The organism is Shimia sp. SK013, from assembly GCF_001292625.1.
Taxonomy (GTDB): Bacteria; Pseudomonadota; Alphaproteobacteria; order Rhodobacterales; family Rhodobacteraceae; genus Shimia.
On sequence record NZ_LAJH01000012.1, the window covers coordinates 227,604 to 245,132 of the forward strand.

The window sequence follows — 17,529 nt, forward strand, 5'->3', positions numbered from 1 at the left end:
TCAGTCGCGTGCGCGCAAAATGCGTGCGGGGCGTGCGGCGAGGGAAGGAAGAGAAAAAACCAGACCCGCAATCAGATTGGCCAGAAGTCCCGTGCCCACCACGACAAGCGCGTTGGGCCAGATCACCTCAAACTCACTTTCCATGACAAATGTCATCACAGCCCAACCGCCGGTGACACCAACCGCTAGCGCCACGATTCCGGCCGCAAATCCCAAGAGCGCAGCGCGCAGTGCAAAGCTGCGCAGGATCTGGCTTCGAGTGGCGCCAAGGGTTTTCAGCACCGCGGCCTCATAGGTACGGCCTTGCTGGCCAGCGGCTGCCGCGCCGATGATGACCAGAAGGCCAGTTAGTAAAATTGCCGCCGCGCCGTAGGTTGTAGCGTTGGCAAGCTGCGCCACAAGGTCGGAGACGCGTCCCACGGCCTCGCGGATATGGATGGCGGTGATGTTGGGAAACGCGCTGGACAGCTCGCGCAGGATTGCGGCCTCAGATTGGGCTGAAGAATAAACTGTGGCGATGAAGCTGTGTGGCGCCCCTGCAAGCGCGGATGGGTTCATCGCAATGATGAAGCCCATACCGGCGGTTGAGAAGTCCACTTCGCGGAAGCTGGTGACAGTGGCGGTGATGTCGCGGCCCAGAACGTTGACGGTCATGGTGTCCCCAAGGGCGACGCCCATTTCCGCGGCTTCTTCGGCGGCGAAGCTGATTTGTGGCTCGCCCATGTAGTCAGAGGGCCACCACGTGCCGTCGGTGATTTTGGTGTTTTCGGGCACGCCGGCGGAATATGTCACGCCGCGATCGCCTTCGATCACCCAGTGATCGCCCGCCACCTCGCGCGCGGGCTGGCCATTGATGCGAGTGATGATGCCGCGCAACATGGGCGCGCTTTCGACCTTTGTGACCTCGGAATTGGCTGCAAGACGCGCGGAGAAATCCGGCATTTGGTCGCGTTGGATGTCGACAAAGAAAAACGATGGCGCCACATCAGGAAGGTCGCGTGCGATGGCGTTGCGCAGGTTGCCGTCAACTTGACCAACCGTGGCCAGAACCGACAGGCCGAGGCCCAGAGATAGAACCACGGGCGTCGCAGCTTCGCTGGCGCGGCCGATTGCAGCAAGCGCCCAAGCCAACGCAGGTTGGGTGCGCAAACGAGGTGCGAGCGTGCGCACAAGGGCGCGTAACCCCAGGGCTGCGAGGCTGAGAAAGACCATCGCGACCACCACGCCAGCCGCGAACCACAGAGTAAGCCGCGTTGATCCCGACAGCAGTGAGGCGGCGAGAAGCAAAGCTGCAAAAAGCGCGCCCACTGCGATCAGATATCGAGGCGCGGGAAGAGAGGCACGGGCCGCCATGGCGTCGCGGAAAAGTTGGGTAGGCCGCACGTCTTCGAGGCGGGCAAGCGGCCACAGGGTGAAGATTGCTGCGGTGAGCGCCCCGTAAAGTGCAGCCTCCGCTAGGGGCAGGGGATAAAGCGTGAATTCAGCGGGGAACGGCAGGACCGAGAGAATAAACGGCGCCAGCAGGATCGGGGCAAGTGCGCCAATCAAAAGTCCGAAAGCGATGCCAACGACTGCGACCATGCCGATTTGCAAAAAGTAGGTTGCAAAGATCACTTGGCGCGTGGCCCCAAGGCTGCGCAGCGTGGCGATGGTTTCCGTTTTGCGGGCGAGAAAGGCGCGGATTGCCGTGGACACACCGACGCCGCCAACGGCCAGCCCAGCCAATCCGACAAGGATCAGGAAAGCGCCGAAGCGGTCGACAAACTGGCTGAGGCCCGGCGCGCCGTTGCGGCTGTCACGCCAGCGCAGGCCGGTGCTCTCGAACTTTTCCGTGGCATCCGCGCTGAGGGTTGCGAGGTCGGTTGTTGACGGCAAAACAAGACGATAGCGACTTTCAAAAAGCGTGCCTGGTGCGAGAAGACCGGAGGTGCCGAGCCCGTCAATGGTCACAATCGTCCGAGGCGCGAGACCAAAGCCGCCGGAGCTGTCAGGTTCGCGCATCAAGCGGGCGGTCAGCACAAATTCTTGTGCGCCAAGTTTGAATGTGTCGCCGAGCGTCAGGCCGAGCCGATCCACCAGCAATCCTTGGACCACGGCCCCTGGCAGACCGTTTTTGCCGGCGAGCGCGTCTGCGAGGGGGATGTCCGGTTGCAAAGCGACGGAGCCAATCAAAGGATAAGCATTGTCGACGGCTTTGACCTGAGTGAGGGCGCGCTCGGCGTCGTCGCCACGCGGCACCACGGCCATAGATCGAAAATCGATGATCTCTGAGCTGTCTTGCGCATTGTCGCCCATCCACGCCAGTTCGACGTCGGTGGCGCGTCGGTAGGTGAAGCTCATCTCTGCATCGCCGCCAAGAAGCGCAGCGCCCTCGTTGGCAAGACCAGTTTCGATGGCCGCGCGCACCGAGCCGATGGCGGCAATGGTGGCCACGCCAAGCGCGAGACATGCCAAAAACACGGTGAAACCACGCAGACCGCCCCGGATTTCGCGGCGGGCTAGGCGGGCAGCGGTGGTAAGGCTCATTGAGCGGCCTCGGCCTGAGGCGCGATCACGCCGTCACGCAAGCGCACTGTGCGGGCGCAGCGGTTAGCGAGATCGTTGGAGTGGGTCACCAGAACCAAGGTGGTTCCGCGTTTTTCGTGCAGGTCAAACAACAGGTCCATTATGACCTCTCCGGTGGCCTGATCGAGGTTGCCTGTGGGTTCGTCTGCCAACAGGATCTGCGGCGACGGTGCGCAAGCGCGCGCCAGCGCAACGCGCTGTTGTTCGCCGCCAGAAAGTTGACTGGGGTAGTGATCGGCGCGATGCGACAGGCCTACGGCATCCAGTTCAACCCGGGCGCGCGCCATCGCGTCTTTGCGACCGGCGAGTTCCAGTGGGGTCGCCACGTTTTCCAGCGCTGTCATTGTCGGGATCAGGTGAAAGTTCTGAAAGACGACACCCATGTGCTCTCGTCGGAATTTTGCCAAGGCATCTTCGGACATTTGCGACAGGTTTTGATCAAGGGCAGTGATTTTGCCTGACGTTGCGCGTTCCAGCCCGCCCATCAACATCAAGAGCGAGGATTTCCCCGAACCCGACGGGCCAACCAGTGCCAAAGTCTCGCCTTTGTGAACGTCTAGTGTGATCCCGTTGAGGATTTCCACCCGTCCGGCATTGCTATCGAGCGCCAAAGTGGCATCTTTGAGGGTAAGAACGGATGTCATTATGGGGGCTGCCTGTTGAAAAATCTTTCATCTCTATATGGGCTTGTCGGGGGCCGGAACAAGGCATTGGCAATAGGCATTTTGATGAGCTTGGGCAGCGCGCCCGTGTTAGCGGAGCCTGTAGTGATCGCCGCATTGGGCGACAGCCTCACCCATGGATACGGTTTGCCACAGGGCGATGGGTTTGTGCCGCAGCTGTCGGCGTGGCTGAAGGAAGCGGGTGTTGAGGTTGAGCTGCAGAACGCCGGAGTGTCGGGTGACACAACGCAAGGCGGGTTGGCGCGGGTTGACTGGACGTTGGGGCCGGATGTGGATGCGATGATCGTGGCACTTGGCGGAAACGATGTGCTGCGCGGGATTGATCCAGCGCTGAGCAAGGCCAACCTTGCAGGCATTCTTGAGGCGGCAGCGATCGCAGATGTGGATGTATTGTTGGTTGGTATGACCGCCCCAAACAATTTTGGCGTCGAGTATAAGGCCGCGTTTGACAGTATGTATGGAACGCTTGCCGCTGAGTTCGACGTCGCGCTCGCGCCGGATTTCTTTGCAGGGCTGCGGGATGTGCCAACAAACCAGTTGGCAACGGTTATGCAGCCGGATGGCATTCATCCCAACAAAGACGGCGTGGTGAGGATTGTAGAAGTCTTGGGACCATATGTGCAGATCTTGGCGGCAAAGATCGAGTAGGCTCGACATGGCGTGCGGCGGTGTGGTGTGCTGTGGTGCGCGTGTCTTGGCGCAAATCGCCAAGGTGACATCTGCACCAAACTAAAATGTCGGACCGCTGATGGTGCCCGGTCTGAGTGGGCTTCTGGCGGTTCAAGAGGCCGCCGATGTGGATTGGGTCGCGTCTTAGGTGGCAACACACAAAAAAGGCGACCCAAAGGCCGCCTTTCAAAACAACGTAAATTTTGGTTTTTACATCAGGGACAGATCGGTCGCGTTCTGACGGCCATCCCGGCCTTCTTGCAACTCGAAGCTGACTTTCTGGTTGTCCGCGAGGCCGGTCAGGCCGGAACGTTCTACTGCTGAAATATGCACGAACACATCGTTGCCGCCATCATCAGGCGCAATGAAGCCGTAGCCTTTGGTGGTGTTGAACCATTTGACGGTGCCAGTCGCCATCGTCGTTCTCCTTAAATTGGGCTGTCCGCAGCATGCGACAACTCGGCGTGTATCTTGATCGAGAGACTGAGCCGTTTAGGAGCAGATGGTCGATAATAGAAACTTCGCAGGGACCATCAGACCAGAGGATTTGAATAAAGCAAGAGTCTTTGTGACGTGGGGGCAGTTTACAGGCCAAAAAACTACAGATTTTATGGTTTTGTCATGCGATTTCAGTGGCCCAGCAGTCTTCGACTTGTTTTGAAGCTGCTAGAAACAGCAGGATTGTTGCGAATTTTCGGCGTGTTTTCGAGTTGCACATTGAATTTGCAAGCTCATGGGAAGGTGCTGTTTTTTCCGCCATTGCAAATGTTTTGACCGTGCGGTCAAAATTTTTATTGATTGGTCAAAAGACCTGTGTCAGCTTGAGGTCAATAGCCAAACAGGGTGTACGGGGAGGTATCATGTCCAACACACCGTTCAGCGAAGGTATCCAGTCGGGTCGTTTAAAGCCTGCGGAACTTGCCGAGAACTTTGGGGATTTGCATCCCCGTCTTGACGATCATGAAGCGCTTGTCGCGGCGGATCGTTGTTATTTTTGCCATGACGCGCCGTGTATGACGGCCTGTCCAACGGACATCGATATTCCGTTGTTCATCCGACAGATTTCAACAGGAACACCGGAAGCTGCGGCCAAGACGATTTTCAGCCAGAACATTCTGGGTGGCATGTGCGCGCGGGTCTGCCCAACGGAAACTCTTTGCGAAGAGGTCTGTGTGCGTGAGGTCGCCGAGGGCAAGCCGGTTGAGATTGGCCGGTTGCAGAGGTTTGCGACTGATGTGTTGGTAGACACGGGGGAGCACCCGTTTGAACGCGCTGAGGCGACTGGTAAAAAGATTGCCGTGGTCGGCGCGGGTCCTGCTGGTTTGTCAGCGGCGCACCGGTTGGCGGGATACGGTCATGACGTGACCGTGTATGACGCGCGGGCAAAGGCTGGTGGCCTGAACGAATTTGGCATCGCGGCTTATAAATCGGTCGACAGCTTTGCGGAGCGTGAGGTCGACTGGCTGCTCAAGATCGGCGGTATTACTGTTGAAACGGGCAAGGCGCTTGGCGACGGGCTGTCGCTTGATGCGTTGCAAGCTGAAAACGATGCGGTGTTTCTTGGCATTGGCCTTGGCGGTGTAAACGCGCTGGGCGTGGACGGCGAAGACAAAGACGGCGTTGATGATGCAGTCGATTTCATCGCGGACTTGCGTCAGGCCAAAGAGCTTGGAACGTTGCCGATTGGGCGCGATGTGGTCGTGATCGGCGGCGGTATGACCGCTGTGGATGCGGCGGTGCAGGCCAAGCTTCTGGGCGCGCTGAATGTCTCGCTGGTCTATCGCCGTGGCAAAGACCGGATGAATGCGTCGGAATTCGAACAGGATTTGGCAGCTTCCAGTGGCGTGCGGATCATCACCAATGCGTCGCCCAAAGCGGTGATCGGCAATGGCGCGGTGCGCGAGATCGAGTTTGAATACACAGACGACGATTTGAAACCCACGGGCCAAACCGTGCGTTTGCCTGCGGATCAGGTGTTCAAGGCAATTGGCCAAACGCTGGAAGGCGATGGTTTGCCAGATCTGGAGCGTGGAAAGATCGCTGTGGACGGAACAGGACGTACGTCAGTTGAGGGCATCTGGGCCGGGGGCGATTGCGCCACGGGTGGCGATGACTTGACTGTGACAGCTGTTGCCGAGGGCCGCGATGCGGCCGAAGACATCAACGCCCACTTGTCGGCGTAGGAGGAGATAAGCAAATGGCCAATCTTCAAAGTGATTTCGTAGGGATCAAATCCCCCAACCCGTTCTGGCTGGCGTCCGCGCCACCGACGGACAAAGAATACAACGTGCGCCGCGCCTTTGAGGCGGGCTGGGGCGGAGTTGTTTGGAAAACTCTGGGCTCCGAAGGCCCACCTGTGGTGAACGTCAATGGCCCGCGATATGGGGCAATCTTTGGCGCGGACCGACGGTTGTTGGGGCTTAACAATATTGAGCTGATCACCGACCGTCCACTTGAGGTGAACCTTGAGGAAATGGCGCGCGTGAAGCGGGATTATCCCGACCATGCGGTTGTCGCCTCGGTCATGGTGCCCTGTGAAGAAGACGAGTGGAAGCGCATCTTGCCGATGATTGCGGAAACCGGCTGTGACGGGTTTGAGCTGAACTTTGGCTGTCCGCACGGTATGGCGGAGCGCGGCATGGGCTCTGCGGTTGGTCAGGTGCCAGAATACATCGAAATGGTCGCGCGCTGGTGTAAAGAAGCCACCGATTTGCCGGTGATTGTGAAGCTGACGCCCAACATCACAAACATCCTGCGCCCCGCTGAGGCGGCGTTGCGCGGTGGGGCGGATGCGGTGAGTTTGATCAACACGATCAATTCAATCACCAATGTGAACCTCGACATGATGAGCCCGGAGCCAATGATTGACGGCAAAGGCACACACGGCGGTTATTGTGGTCCTGCGGTAAAGCCCATTGCACTCAACATGGTGGCGGAGATCGCCCGCAATCCCGAGACGGCGCGTCTGCCGATCTCTGGTATTGGTGGTATCACCACTTGGCGCGACGCGGCAGAGTTCATGGCGCTCGGCGCGGGCAATGTGCAGGTCTGTACGGCGGCGATGACCTATGGCTTTAAAATCGTTCAGGAAATGATCTCTGGTCTCAGCCAGTGGATGGACGAAAAAGGCTATGAAAGCACTGCCGATTTTGTCGGCATGGCGACGCCAAACGTGACCGATTGGCAGTATCTGAACCTTAACCACATCACCAAAGCCGAGATCAATCAGGACGACTGTATCAGCTGCGGCCGCTGCTATGCGGCATGTGAAGACACCAGCCACCAGGCGATTGCCATGAGCGAGGACCGCGTGTTCACCGTGAAGAACGACGAGTGCGTGGCCTGCAATTTGTGCGTCAATGTCTGCCCGGTCGAGGGCTGCATCACCATGCGCACGCTGGAACCAGGTGACATGGACGAACGCACCGGTACACCGGTTGTTGCGGACTACGGCAACTGGACGCAGCATCCCAACAACCCGATGGCCAAGGCCGCCGAGTAAGTCAAAATCTGCGCAGGAGGATTTGTTCCCCGCCTGCGCAAGGGGGCTCTCCCGTCCCTGAGAGAAACCCGTCGCGATGGCTTGTCGCGACGGGTTTTTCTTTGACGAGGCGCTCCTGCCCCTTTTGAGATGTGCTGACGCACGCCACAAAGAGCTGAGCCTGACCCAACATTTGATGTCTTTCGCAGAAAGTCAGAAGAAGCCGGACGCGCCTTGTCGAGCTATGGCGTCAAAAGTTTGGTGAACAGCGTTTCAATGTAGATCTCAGCGCCGTCCAGTGCGTTTTCGTCTTCGGGCATAAGAACCTTCACCTGAGCATCGAAATCCGCATAGTGCTGTGTCGTGGCCCAGATCGAAAAGATCAGATGACGCGGATCAACTTGGGCAAGTTTACCCTGTGCCATCCAGCTGCGAATCACTGCGGTCTTGCGATCAAACAGAGGCTTCAATCCGCTTTCGAGGTGCGGCTCCATACGAGGTGCGCCCTGTAGGATTTCATTGGCAAACAGGCGGCTTTCACGAGGAAAGGCGCGGGTCATCTCCATTTTGCGCCGCACATAGCCGAGGATTTCAGTCAATGGATCGCCTTCGGGGTCCATATGTTCCAGCGGGTCCAACCAGCTTTCCATCAGCTGATTGAGCAGCTGCACGTGAATGTCTTCTTTGCCGTCAAAATAGTACAAGATGTTGGGTTTTGAGAGCCCGGCTTGCTCTGCAATTTGATCCAGCGTGGCGCCGCGATAGCCGTACCGGGAGAAGACATCCAGCGCCGCCTCAATGATTATTTTGCGATTGCGCAACTGGATGCGGCTGGGTTTGCGTGCGGAAGCCTCGGTCATTTTTCACCTTCTTTGGGCGGTCATTGGCAAGCTAGTGCAGGCAAGTGCTCTCTGTCCAGATAGGTCGGCACGCTAAACGCAGTCAGACGTGGTCTTTTGCGCCGATGCCTTTGAGAATGATGCCTTTTACGCTGGACTTGGCCGCGTTCCATTGTGCGTCGCTGAGTGCGGTATCGCCGTTGAGGGTTTCAATCTGATGGCCGAAATCCGCATAGTGCTGTGTGGTCGCCCAAAGCATGTAGAGCAGATGGCGCGGGTCAATCGGGTCCATGCGACCCTCAGAAATCCAGCGTTCAATCACAGAGATTCGTCCATTGGTCCACTCAGTCAGAGTGGTTTCCAAATAGTCTTGAATGACGGGCGCGCCGTGCATCACCTCGGCGGCCCAAACTTTGGAGCCTTCGGGATGGCGGCGGGAAATCTCCATCTTGGCGTCGATATAGGCGCCGATGCCTTCGGCTGGACCATCGGCTTGATCAAAGATGTCTGCGGCCTGCAGCCAAATCTGAAAGATGTTTTGCACCACTTGGCGGTAAAGGGTTTCCTTGGTCGGAAAGTAGTAATGCAGGTTAGCTTTGGGCAATCCTGCCATGTCGGCGATCAGCTGCATCGTGGCCCCGCCAAACCCCGCCTCGGCGAAGACTTTTTCTGCTGCTGACAAAATGAGCGCCTCAGCTTCCTGGCGGCGCATTTTCTTGCTGCTGGCTTTTGCGGACGAAGATTGGTGATCTGGCATCAAAATCGCTTTGCTAAAAAATCTTGACCGGTTGGTCAGGGTGTGGTCGTCTGAACTTGACCATACGGTCAGGATGGCCGTGAGATCAATAGCCCCTCGGCAGGGGCGGCCCGAGAAGGTGAATGCCTGGGCCAGATATAGGGAGTGATGAGATGGGTGCACCCGGAGAAAACCTGAAGGTGAATGCGGATCGGCTGTGGGACAGTCTGATGGAGATGGCCAAAATCGGCCCCGGCGTGGCAGGTGGCAACAATCGCCAGACCGTCACGGATGAAGACGGCGAGGGTCGCGCGTTGTTCCAATCTTGGTGCGAGGCCGTTGGCTGCACCATGGGGCTGGACCAGATGGGCAATATGTTTGCCGCATATCCGGGGACCGATCCCGAAGCGCTTCCGGTTTATGTGGGTTCGCATTTGGATACGCAGCCGACTGGCGGCAAATATGACGGTGTGCTGGGCGTGCTTGGCGGTCTGGAAGTGCTGCGCACGATGAAAGACCTTGGCATCAAAACCAAACACCCGATTGTGGTCACCAACTGGACCAACGAAGAAGGCACGCGGTATGCGCCTGCGATGCTGTCATCCGGTGTGTTTGCGGGCATTCATACGCAAGACTGGGCGTATGACCGAGAAGATGCAGAAGGGTTGAAGTTCGGGGACGAGCTGAAGCGGATCGGCTGGCGTGGCGACGAAGAAGTGGGCGCGCGCAAGATGCACGCAATGTTTGAATTGCACATTGAACAAGGGCCAATTCTGGAAGCCGAAGGCAAAGAGATTGGCGTGGTCACCCACGGTCAGGGGCTCAGCTGGACGCAGGTGACAATCGAGGGTAAGGACGCGCATACCGGCTCAACGCCGATGAAAATGCGTAAGAACGCCGGGCTGGGGATGGCCCGCGTTCTTGAAAAAGTTGATGACATCGCCTGGAGCCATGCACCGGATGCGGTGGGGGCGGCGGGTCACATCGATGTTTACCCGAACTCGCGCAACGTGATCCCCGGCAAAGTGGTGTTCACCGTTGATTTCCGGTCACCTGAGCTTTCTGTGATCGAAGATATGGAAGCGCGGCTGCGTGTCGAAGGGCAGAAAATCGCGGACCAGATGGGGCTGACGATTTCCTTTGAAAAGGTCGGCGGCTTTGATCCGGTGAAATTTGATGAAACCTGTGTGAGCGCTGTGCGTTCAGCGGCGGAACGGCTTGGTTATAGTCACCGTAACCTGATTTCCGGCGCGGGGCATGATGCCTGCTGGATCAATCAGGTGGCGCCGACGGCGATGGTGATGTGTCCTTGTGTGGACGGGTTGAGCCACAACGAAGCTGAAGAGATTTCCAAAGACTGGGCGGCGGCAGGGACTGATGTGTTGATGCACGCTGTGCTGGAGACGGCGGAGATTGTGGAGTGAAGCCCTTTCTTCTCTCCCTTATTTTATCTCTTGTTGGCGTTTCTGTATCGGCCTTTGGTGCGAGTGACGGCGACGGTGGCGTCTGGGGTGCTGGTTCAGACAGCGGCTGCGGTTGGGCGTGCGGCGATGGAGGAGCTAGCTGGGTTCCGGAGAGCATTGAAGACCAAGCAAATGCGTTGTGGGAGGAGTTCGAGAAACTCAGCCGGAAGGAGCTTCTCAACCAGCAGATTTTGGGAACTCTGTGCCAGAATAACGACTGTGGCGACTTAGCGGAAGAGCAGGCAAGTCGGTTGCTTACGCGTGCCGTCGAGTTTGCGCGTGACCAAGCGATCAATAGCGAGAGGCGGGAGGTGAAGTGGCTTACAAGAATGGGAGCCGTTTTTACTGCCGCTGGGCTGCTGATTGCCTGGCTTGCATATCGTCAAAGCATTGAGGCTGATCGTCGATCGGTCAGAAATCAAATGGAAATCAGTCACCTAAAGGGCGGAGAAAAGCCTCATAATCCCAGGGAGAAAGCACTATGACCACCAAGGTTATCAAAAACGGCACCGTAGTGACTGCAGATCTGACCTATGAGGCGGATGTGCTGGTTGAGAACGGTGTGATCATCGAGATCGGCAAAGGCCTGAAGGGCGACGAGGAACTGGATGCGACCGGTTGTTACGTGATGCCGGGCGGGATTGATCCGCATGTGCACCTCGAAATGCCGTTCATGGGCACCTATTCCACCGATGATTTCGAGAGCGGCACGCGGGCAGGGCTTGCGGGGGGCACCACGATGGTGGTGGACTTCTGTCTGCCCAACCAAGGCGAAAGCCTGATGGATGCGATCAAGCGGTGGGACAATAAATCGACCCGCGCAAACTGTGATTATTCCTTCCACATGGCGGTGACATGGTGGGGCGAGCAGGTTTTCAACGACATGGAAACGGTGATCAAGCAACGCGGGATCAACACGTTCAAACACTTCCTCGCCTACAAAGGCGCGTTGATGGTGAATGACGATGAGCTGTTTGCCTCGTTCAACCGCCTGTCCGAGCTGGGCGGGATTGCCATGGTGCATGCCGAGAACGGCGATGTGGTTGCTGAGATGACTGCAAAGTTGCTGTCCGAAGGCAACACCGGCCCAGAGGCGCATGCCTATTCGCGGCCTTCACAGGTGGAAGGTGAAGCCACCAACCGTGCGATCATGATTGCCGATATGGCGGGCGTGCCGCTTTATGTGGTGCACACATCGTGCGAGGAGGCGCATGAGGCCATCCGACGCGCCAAGATGCAGGGCAAACGCGTTTGGGGTGAGCCGTTGATCCAGCATTTGACGCTGGATGAAAGCGAGTATTTCAACGCCGATTGGGACCATGCCGCGCGACGCGTGATGAGCCCGCCGTTCCGCAACAAGAAACACCAGGACAGCCTGTGGGCGGGTCTTCAGTCCGGCAGCCTGAGTGTTGTTGCAACGGATCACTGTGCCTTCTCAACCGAGCAGAAACGCTTTGGCGTTGGCGATTTCTCCAAGATCCCGAATGGCACTGGCGGTCTTGAGGATCGTTTGCCGATGTTGTGGACGCAGGGTGTGGCGACGGGGCGTTTGACGCCCAACGAATTTGTCGCGGTGACCTCGACCAACATCGCCAAAATCCTGAACTGTTACCCGAAAAAGGGCGCGGTTCTTGTGGGGGCAGATGCGGACCTTGTGGTTTGGGATCCGGAGAAGTCCAAGACGATTACGGCCGCCAGCCAGCAGTCGGCGATTGATTATAACGTGTTTGAAGGCCATGAGGTCAAAGGCCTGCCACGCTTTACGCTGACACGGGGTCATGTAGCTGTACACGATGGCGAAATCCGCACGCAGGAAGGCCACGGCAAGTTTGTGGCGCGGGAGGCCAACACCACTGTGAACAAGGCGCTGTCTACCTGGAAAGAGCTGAGCGCGCCGCAGCCAGTGAAGCGATCGGGTATTCCGGCGACGGGGGTCTAGGGAAATGCGGTCATTGCGGCACCAAATCCTCAAGTTCGGGCAAAAGCTTTACGCTTTCCTGTTCGTGCGGGTCGGTGCGGGCGATGACTGCGACCGCTTCACGCGATCCAGAGTTGATTGGCAGGTGTGGCACGCCAGCGGGAATGTAAATCAGATCACCCGCGTTGGTTTCCATCAGGTTTTCGAGCTTTTCGCCCCAATACATGATCGCTTCGCCTTCAATCACATAAATCGCGGTTTCGTGGCTTTCATGCATATGGGCGTTGGCGCGACCGCCGGGCGGAATGCGCAGCATGTGCATACAGATTGCCTGCGATCCGGTGGTTTCACGGGCAATGCCTTGAAAATAACTAAACCCTTGTTTGCCTTCATAGGTTTCGCCAAGGCGCAGCTTTTGACAGGTGGTGGGCATGGACGTCGACATGGGGGCTCCTTCCCGCAATGGGTAAATACAATAAGACTATCAGAGAAGTGGAGAGCGGTGTGTCAAGCGTGATCAGCGCCAAAAACCTGAGCCTGACGTTTCAGACAAACGACGGGCCGGTGCATGCGCTCAAGGATATTAACCTTGAGATTAACAAGGGGGATTTTGTCTCCTTCATCGGGCCGTCGGGCTGTGGCAAAACCACATTTCTGCGCTGCATGGCCGATCTGGAACAACCCACAGCGGGTGAGATCACCGTCAACGGTGTGAGCGCACGTGAGGCCCGAGAGGCGCGGGCCTATGGCTATGTGTTTCAGCATGCGGGGCTCTATCCGTGGCGCACGATTGGCGGCAACATTCGCTTGCCGCTTGAGATCATGGGCATGGACCGCGCGGCGCAGGATGCCGCGGTCAAAGACGTGCTTGATCTGGTGCATCTGGAAGGGTTTGAGAACAAATTCCCATGGCAATTGTCAGGTGGGATGCAGCAGCGGGCGTCTATTGCACGGGCCTTGGCGTTTCATGCCGACATCCTTCTGATGGATGAACCATTCGGGGCGCTAGACGAAATTGTACGTGATCACCTGAACGAACAGCTGCTAGACCTTTGGGCGCGGACCAATAAGACGATTGGGTTTGTGACCCACTCGATCCCCGAGGCGGTGTATCTGTCGACCAAGATCGTGGTGATGAGCCCGCGTCCGGGGCGGATTGCGGATGTAATCGAAAGCCCGTTACCCAAAGAACGGCCATTGGATATTCGCGACAGTCCGGAATTCATCGAGATTGCCCATCGTGTGCGTGATGGTCTGCGGGCGGGGCATGGCGATGACTAAGCTTTTGTCGATACGACTCGCGGGACTGCTCCTGTTTTTGATTTTAGGACACGCTTTTTATGCTTCGGATGCTGGAGCAGAGACAGTCGGGAAGCTTGGCGATGTTGTCCTAAAACTGGATGCGCGCGTCGAAAGCGGCGGCGACCCGTATCAAAACGTGGGGTATTCGGAAACACGGACTTTTCCCAAGGCGGTTAAAGTGAAAAGGGGCCAGGTGGTTCGTTTTGTGGTCGCGATCGGGGTGCCTCAAAGTGAGGCGGCGGGGCGACGTTTCAGGTGCCTGCCGAAATTGCGCGCGCCGGATGGGCGCCAAGGAAACGTTGGAAAGAGACAAAGGTGCTCTAGGAAGTCGAATGCTGAAGTCGACGGCTTTACAGACGCGGGGCTAGCCGATTTTACAATTGTGTTCGAGAAGGTCGATCCGTCGGGCACTTTTGGTTTGGTACTTGAGGTGACGGACACACAAACACGTGAGAAATTGACCCTAGTGCATCCGGTAACGGTGGTGGACTGAATATGAAAAACCTCTTTCCCATTCTCACCGTCGTCGCGGCGATTTTTGCGCTTTGGTATGCGGGGTCGGTCGCGTTGAACGCGCCTTGGGCCCATGACAAAGCGCAGCGGGCGGGCATTGAGTTGACCACCAAAGAGCTGATCGCCGACACGATGGCTCAGAAGAAGCCCAAGTTGCCGCCGCCGCATCAAGTGGGCGCGGAAATTTGGAAAACCACGGGTGCTATGGTCGCCAAAGGCCGCGCGTTTTCCAAGCGCAGTCTGATTTACCACAGTTGGATCACGCTGAGCGCCACGCTGCTTGGCTTTGCGCTGGGCACGGGCTTTGGCATCCTGCTGTCGGTTGGGATCGTTTACAACCGCACGATGGATATGAGTGTGATGCCGTGGGTGATTGCCAGCCAGACCATTCCGATCCTCGCGATTGCGCCGATGATCATCGTGGTTTTGAATGCCATCGGCATTTCGGGGCTGCTGCCTAAGGCCATAATATCAATGTATCTTTCGTTCTTCCCGATTGTGGTCGGCATGGTCAAAGGCCTGCGCAGTCCGGATCATATGATGGTGGATCAGATGAAAACCTGGTCGGCGAGCAAAGGGCAGGAATTCTGGAAGCTGCGCCTGCCGTCGTCGATGCCGTTCCTTTTCCCGTCCTTGAAAATCGCGATGGCAGCGTCGCTGGTGGGTGCCATAGTTGGTGAACTGCCGACAGGGGCTGTGGCCGGATTGGGCGCACGTCTTTTGGGCGGGAGTTATTATGGTCAAACAATCCAGATTTGGAGCGCTCTGATCACTGCGGCTGTGTTGGCGGCGACACTGGTTGGCATCATCGGAATGATCCAGAAAGTGGTTCTCAAACGGATGGGGATGGCGTGATGGTGTGGCTATTTGCAGGGCTTATTGGCTGGCTTGTGGCGTGGCGTGTCAACGTTTGGTTGTCGTCGCTGCCGCCGTCGCGCGCGATATCTTTGGCAGTGCCGACCATTTTCGGCCTGACGCTCATTTTCATTTGGGAATGTCTGGTGCGGGGATTTGAGATCAATCCGGTTCTGCTGCCCGCTCCTTCTGTGATTGCGGTGACGTTTGCCACATCGATCCCGACACTTTGGGCGGATTTTGTGCAGACGGCGATCAAAGGCGCCTTGTCTGGATACATCATCGGCTGCGGCGCGGCGTTCCTGACAGCTGTCGCGATTGACCGCTTTCCGTTTTTGCAGCGTGGTTTGTTGCCTGTGGGCAACTTTGTGGCCGCGTTGCCGATCATTGGCATGGCCCCGATCATGGTCATGTGGTTCGGCTTTGATTGGCAATCCAAAGCGGCGGTGGTTGTCATTATGGTGTTTTTCCCGATGCTGGTGAACACAGTTGAGGGGCTGCAGGCCACAAACCACATGCAGCGGGACCTGATGCGGACGTATGCGGCGAACTATCCGCAGACGTTGATGAAACTGCGCTTGCCAGCGGCGATGCCGTTCATTTTTAATGGGCTAAAAATATCGACAACATTGGCGTTGATCGGCGCGATTGTAGCCGAGTTCTTTGGAAGCCCGATCAAAGGCATGGGCTTTCGGATTTCGACCGAGGTGGGCCGGTTGGCGCTTGATATGGTCTGGGCTGAGATCGTGGTGGCCGCATTAGCGGGATCGCTGTTTTATGGTGGCGTTGCGCTTTTGGAGAAGGCGGTGACTTTCTGGCACCCAAGTCAGAGGAAGGACCGCTAAGACATTGGAATTCAAGACCATCCGGGGAGCGGGTGGGTTTGCATAAAGAGGTGCCGCACCAGACGGCGCGATAACAAAAATCAAAACAAAATGACCAGCTAGGAGACTGAAGATGAAGACATTTTTGAAAACAGCCCTCGCCAGCGCAGCGGTTTTGGCCGCCGGCGTGGCACAGGCCGCAGATGACGTAACGCTGCAACTGAAGTGGGTCACGCAAGCCCAGTTCGCAGGCTACTATGTGGCGCAGGATCAGGGCTTTTATGAAGCTGAAGGCCTGAACGTGACCATCAAGCCCGGTGGCCCTGATATCGCGCCTGCGCAAGTGATCGCAGGTGGCGGAGCCGACGTGGTTCTGGACTGGATGCCGTCGGCACTGGCCAGCCGTGAAAAAGGTCTGGCGTTGGTGAACATCGCGCAGCCGTTCAAAAGCTCTGGCATGATGCTGACTTGTCGCAAGGACGCGGGGATCTCTTCGCCAGAGGATTTTGCTGGCAAGACATTGGGTGTCTGGTTCTTTGGCAACGAATATCCGTTCCTGAGCTGGATGAGCAAACTGGGTCTGGCGACAGATGGTTCGGAGGGCGGTGTAACCGTGCTCAAGCAGGGCTTTAACGTTGATCCGATCCTTCAAGGTCAGGCGGCTTGTGTGTCGACCATGACCTATAACGAGTATTGGCAGATCATCGACGCGGGCCTGAGCCCCGACGATCTGGTGGTGTTCAAGTACGAAGATCAAGGTGTCGCGACACTGGAAGACGGCATGTATGTGCTGGAGAAAAACCTGTCAGATCCCGCCTTTGAGGACAAAATGGTACGTTTCGTACGCGCGTCGATGAAAGGCTGGAAGTGGGCCGAAGAGAACCCGAAAGATGCGGCAATGATCGTGTTGGACAACGATGCGACCGGCGCTCAGACAGAAGAGCACCAGATCCGCATGATGGGCGAAGTTGCCAAGCTGACTGCTGGCAGCAACGGCGCACTTGATCCGGCAGACTATGACCGCACGGTCAGCAGCCTGATGTCTGGTGGCTCTGATCCGGTGATCACTGCCAAGCCCGAAGGCGCATGGACACATGCGATTACGGACAAAGCTCTGAACTGATTTTCCAAATCGGTGAAATTGGAAAAGGCCGGGCCATGTGTCCGGCCTTTTCTTTTGAAGCCAGGGTATACAGGCGCGCAAGAATACATATATGAAATATCGAATATTGAAATGTGGAGGCAGATATGGCGGGCAAGAAACTCACCTGTTTTGAATGTGGTCAGATCAATCGCGTGCCTTTTGAAAAATTGGGTGCGGGGCCGAAGTGCGGCACCTGCGGAACCGGCCTGATGAGCGGCAAAGTGGCCGAAGTGGATCTTGCGACTTTCGAGAAAGCGGCCCGAACGGATGACGTGCCTTTGGTGGTTGATTTCTGGGCGCCTTGGTGCGGGCCGTGCAAGCAAATGGCGCCGCAATATCAATCAGCGGCGCAAGAATTTAAGGGCGCCGTAAGATTGGTGAAGCTTAATACCGAGGCACATCCCAATGCGGGTGCAAAATTCCGGATACGCGGAATTCCGACGATCGCGGCCTTTGCAAATGGAAAGGAACGTGCGCGCCAAGCCGGTGCAATGCCCAAGTCGGCGATTGTGAATTGGGTAAAAAAATCTGTGTGAT

The 17,529-nt window shown here is 57.2% G+C and carries 18 protein-coding genes; 12 read left to right on the forward strand and 6 right to left on the reverse strand.

The window, feature by feature from the left end:
- Together SHIM_RS10830 and SHIM_RS10835 are read right to left on the reverse strand one after the other, a co-directional pair.
- Nucleotides 1-2,526 carry an ABC transporter permease gene (locus tag SHIM_RS10830; RefSeq protein ID WP_054002658.1) on the reverse strand — a complete coding sequence of 842 codons (2,526 nt, stop codon included), beginning with the start codon at nt 2,524-2,526 and terminating at the stop codon, nt 1-3.
- Nucleotides 2,523-3,209, reverse strand: a complete 687-nt coding sequence (locus SHIM_RS10835; protein WP_054002659.1) for an ABC transporter ATP-binding protein — start codon at nt 3,207-3,209, stop codon at nt 2,523-2,525. The genes SHIM_RS10830 and SHIM_RS10835 overlap by 4 nt, the downstream gene beginning before the upstream one ends.
- Before the next feature lie 84 nt (nt 3,210-3,293).
- Between SHIM_RS10835 and SHIM_RS10840 the strand changes: the two genes are divergently transcribed.
- Nucleotides 3,294-3,896 carry an arylesterase gene (locus tag SHIM_RS10840; protein ID WP_054002660.1) on the forward strand — a complete coding sequence of 201 codons (603 nt, stop codon included), beginning with the start codon at nt 3,294-3,296 and terminating at the stop codon, nt 3,894-3,896.
- 231 nt (nt 3,897-4,127) lie between these two features.
- Here the strand turns inward: SHIM_RS10840 and SHIM_RS10845 are convergent, their stop codons facing one another.
- Nucleotides 4,128-4,334: a cold-shock protein gene (locus SHIM_RS10845; protein ID WP_054002661.1), complete on the reverse strand. Its 207-nt coding sequence runs from the start codon at nt 4,332-4,334 to the stop codon at nt 4,128-4,130.
- A 443-nt stretch (nt 4,335-4,777) separates the two neighbouring features.
- Between SHIM_RS10845 and SHIM_RS10850 the strand changes: the two genes are divergently transcribed.
- Nucleotides 4,778-6,100 carry an NAD(P)-dependent oxidoreductase gene (locus SHIM_RS10850; RefSeq protein ID WP_054002945.1) on the forward strand — a complete coding sequence of 441 codons (1,323 nt, stop codon included), beginning with the start codon at nt 4,778-4,780 and terminating at the stop codon, nt 6,098-6,100.
- Between the two features lie 14 nt (nt 6,101-6,114).
- A complete protein-coding gene (gene preA / locus SHIM_RS10855) occupies nt 6,115-7,419 on the forward strand; it encodes an NAD-dependent dihydropyrimidine dehydrogenase subunit PreA (RefSeq protein ID WP_054002662.1) in 1,305 nt (434 codons plus the stop codon).
- A 221-nt stretch (nt 7,420-7,640) separates the two neighbouring features.
- Here the strand turns inward: preA and SHIM_RS10860 are convergent, their stop codons facing one another.
- Together SHIM_RS10860 and SHIM_RS10865 are read right to left on the reverse strand one after the other, a co-directional pair.
- Nucleotides 7,641-8,258: a TetR family transcriptional regulator C-terminal domain-containing protein gene (locus SHIM_RS10860; RefSeq protein WP_054002663.1), complete on the reverse strand. Its 618-nt coding sequence runs from the start codon at nt 8,256-8,258 to the stop codon at nt 7,641-7,643.
- Nucleotides 8,259-8,340: 82 nt separating this feature from the next.
- Nucleotides 8,341-8,994, reverse strand: coding sequence for a TetR/AcrR family transcriptional regulator (locus tag SHIM_RS10865; protein WP_054002664.1), 654 nt, complete (start codon nt 8,992-8,994; stop codon nt 8,341-8,343).
- Between the two features lie 152 nt (nt 8,995-9,146).
- Here SHIM_RS10865 and SHIM_RS10870 point away from each other — a divergent pair, with 152 nt between their 5' ends.
- Genes SHIM_RS10870 through hydA form a run of 3 tightly spaced genes read left to right on the forward strand, consistent with a single transcriptional unit; the run spans nt 9,147 to nt 12,375 of the window.
- Nucleotides 9,147-10,397: a Zn-dependent hydrolase gene (locus SHIM_RS10870; protein WP_054002665.1), complete on the forward strand. Its 1,251-nt coding sequence runs from the start codon at nt 9,147-9,149 to the stop codon at nt 10,395-10,397.
- Nucleotides 10,394-10,921: a hypothetical protein gene (locus SHIM_RS10875; protein ID WP_054002666.1), complete on the forward strand. Its 528-nt coding sequence runs from the start codon at nt 10,394-10,396 to the stop codon at nt 10,919-10,921. The genes SHIM_RS10870 and SHIM_RS10875 overlap by 4 nt, the downstream gene beginning before the upstream one ends.
- Complete coding sequence (gene hydA, locus SHIM_RS10880) at nt 10,918-12,375, forward strand: dihydropyrimidinase (protein ID WP_054002667.1); 1,458 nt, start codon at nt 10,918-10,920, stop codon at nt 12,373-12,375. The genes SHIM_RS10875 and hydA overlap by 4 nt, the downstream gene beginning before the upstream one ends.
- A 10-nt stretch (nt 12,376-12,385) precedes the next feature.
- Here the strand turns inward: hydA and SHIM_RS10885 are convergent, their stop codons facing one another.
- Complete coding sequence (locus SHIM_RS10885) at nt 12,386-12,799, reverse strand: cupin domain-containing protein (protein WP_054002668.1); 414 nt, start codon at nt 12,797-12,799, stop codon at nt 12,386-12,388.
- A 17-nt stretch (nt 12,800-12,816) separates the two neighbouring features.
- Here SHIM_RS10885 and SHIM_RS10890 point away from each other — a divergent pair, with 17 nt between their 5' ends.
- The 6 genes from SHIM_RS10890 to trxC all read left to right on the forward strand — a co-directional run bounded on the left by SHIM_RS10890 (nt 12,817) and on the right by trxC (nt 17,528).
- Nucleotides 12,817-13,635 (forward strand): ABC transporter ATP-binding protein, encoded by an 819-nt coding sequence (locus tag SHIM_RS10890; protein ID WP_054002669.1) that lies wholly within the window; start codon nt 12,817-12,819, stop codon nt 13,633-13,635.
- Nucleotides 13,622-14,149: a hypothetical protein gene (locus tag SHIM_RS10895; protein ID WP_054002670.1), complete on the forward strand. Its 528-nt coding sequence runs from the start codon at nt 13,622-13,624 to the stop codon at nt 14,147-14,149. Before SHIM_RS10890 ends, SHIM_RS10895 begins: the two co-directional genes overlap by 14 nt.
- A 2-nt stretch (nt 14,150-14,151) precedes the next feature.
- Nucleotides 14,152-15,024, forward strand: coding sequence for an ABC transporter permease (locus SHIM_RS10900; protein ID WP_054002671.1), 873 nt, complete (start codon nt 14,152-14,154; stop codon nt 15,022-15,024).
- Entirely contained in the window at nt 15,024-15,869 is an 846-nt protein-coding gene (locus SHIM_RS10905; protein ID WP_054002672.1) for an ABC transporter permease, read from the forward strand. The genes SHIM_RS10900 and SHIM_RS10905 overlap by 1 nt, the downstream gene beginning before the upstream one ends.
- Nucleotides 15,870-15,981: 112 nt before the next feature.
- On the forward strand, nt 15,982-16,971 hold the full coding sequence (locus tag SHIM_RS10910; RefSeq protein ID WP_054002673.1) for an ABC transporter substrate-binding protein: 990 nt from the start codon (nt 15,982-15,984) through the stop codon (nt 16,969-16,971).
- A 125-nt stretch (nt 16,972-17,096) separates the two neighbouring features.
- Nucleotides 17,097-17,528 (forward strand): thioredoxin TrxC, encoded by a 432-nt coding sequence (trxC, locus tag SHIM_RS10915; protein WP_054002674.1) that lies wholly within the window; start codon nt 17,097-17,099, stop codon nt 17,526-17,528.
- Nucleotide 17,529 lies beyond the last annotated feature (1 nt).

Coding starts and splice junctions, on each gene's coding strand:
- SHIM_RS10830 (WP_054002658.1), bottom strand. CDS start 2,526: ATGAGCCTTACCACCGCTGCCCGCCTAGCCCGCCGCGAAATCCGGGGC.
- SHIM_RS10835 (WP_054002659.1), bottom strand. CDS start 3,209: ATGACATCCGTTCTTACCCTCAAAGATGCCACTTTGGCGCTCGATAGC.
- SHIM_RS10840 (WP_054002660.1), top strand. CDS start 3,294: ATGAGCTTGGGCAGCGCGCCCGTGTTAGCGGAGCCTGTAGTGATCGCC.
- SHIM_RS10845 (WP_054002661.1), bottom strand. CDS start 4,334: ATGGCGACTGGCACCGTCAAATGGTTCAACACCACCAAAGGCTACGGC.
- SHIM_RS10850 (WP_054002945.1), top strand. CDS start 4,778: ATGTCCAACACACCGTTCAGCGAAGGTATCCAGTCGGGTCGTTTAAAG.
- preA (WP_054002662.1), top strand. CDS start 6,115: ATGGCCAATCTTCAAAGTGATTTCGTAGGGATCAAATCCCCCAACCCG.
- SHIM_RS10860 (WP_054002663.1), bottom strand. CDS start 8,258: ATGACCGAGGCTTCCGCACGCAAACCCAGCCGCATCCAGTTGCGCAAT.
- SHIM_RS10865 (WP_054002664.1), bottom strand. CDS start 8,994: ATGCCAGATCACCAATCTTCGTCCGCAAAAGCCAGCAGCAAGAAAATG.
- SHIM_RS10870 (WP_054002665.1), top strand. CDS start 9,147: ATGGGTGCACCCGGAGAAAACCTGAAGGTGAATGCGGATCGGCTGTGG.
- hydA (WP_054002667.1), top strand. CDS start 10,918: ATGACCACCAAGGTTATCAAAAACGGCACCGTAGTGACTGCAGATCTG.
- SHIM_RS10885 (WP_054002668.1), bottom strand. CDS start 12,799: ATGTCGACGTCCATGCCCACCACCTGTCAAAAGCTGCGCCTTGGCGAA.
- SHIM_RS10890 (WP_054002669.1), top strand. CDS start 12,817: ATGGGTAAATACAATAAGACTATCAGAGAAGTGGAGAGCGGTGTGTCA.
- SHIM_RS10895 (WP_054002670.1), top strand. CDS start 13,622: ATGGCGATGACTAAGCTTTTGTCGATACGACTCGCGGGACTGCTCCTG.
- SHIM_RS10900 (WP_054002671.1), top strand. CDS start 14,152: ATGAAAAACCTCTTTCCCATTCTCACCGTCGTCGCGGCGATTTTTGCG.
- SHIM_RS10905 (WP_054002672.1), top strand. CDS start 15,024: ATGGTGTGGCTATTTGCAGGGCTTATTGGCTGGCTTGTGGCGTGGCGT.
- SHIM_RS10910 (WP_054002673.1), top strand. CDS start 15,982: ATGAAGACATTTTTGAAAACAGCCCTCGCCAGCGCAGCGGTTTTGGCC.
- trxC (WP_054002674.1), top strand. CDS start 17,097: ATGGCGGGCAAGAAACTCACCTGTTTTGAATGTGGTCAGATCAATCGC.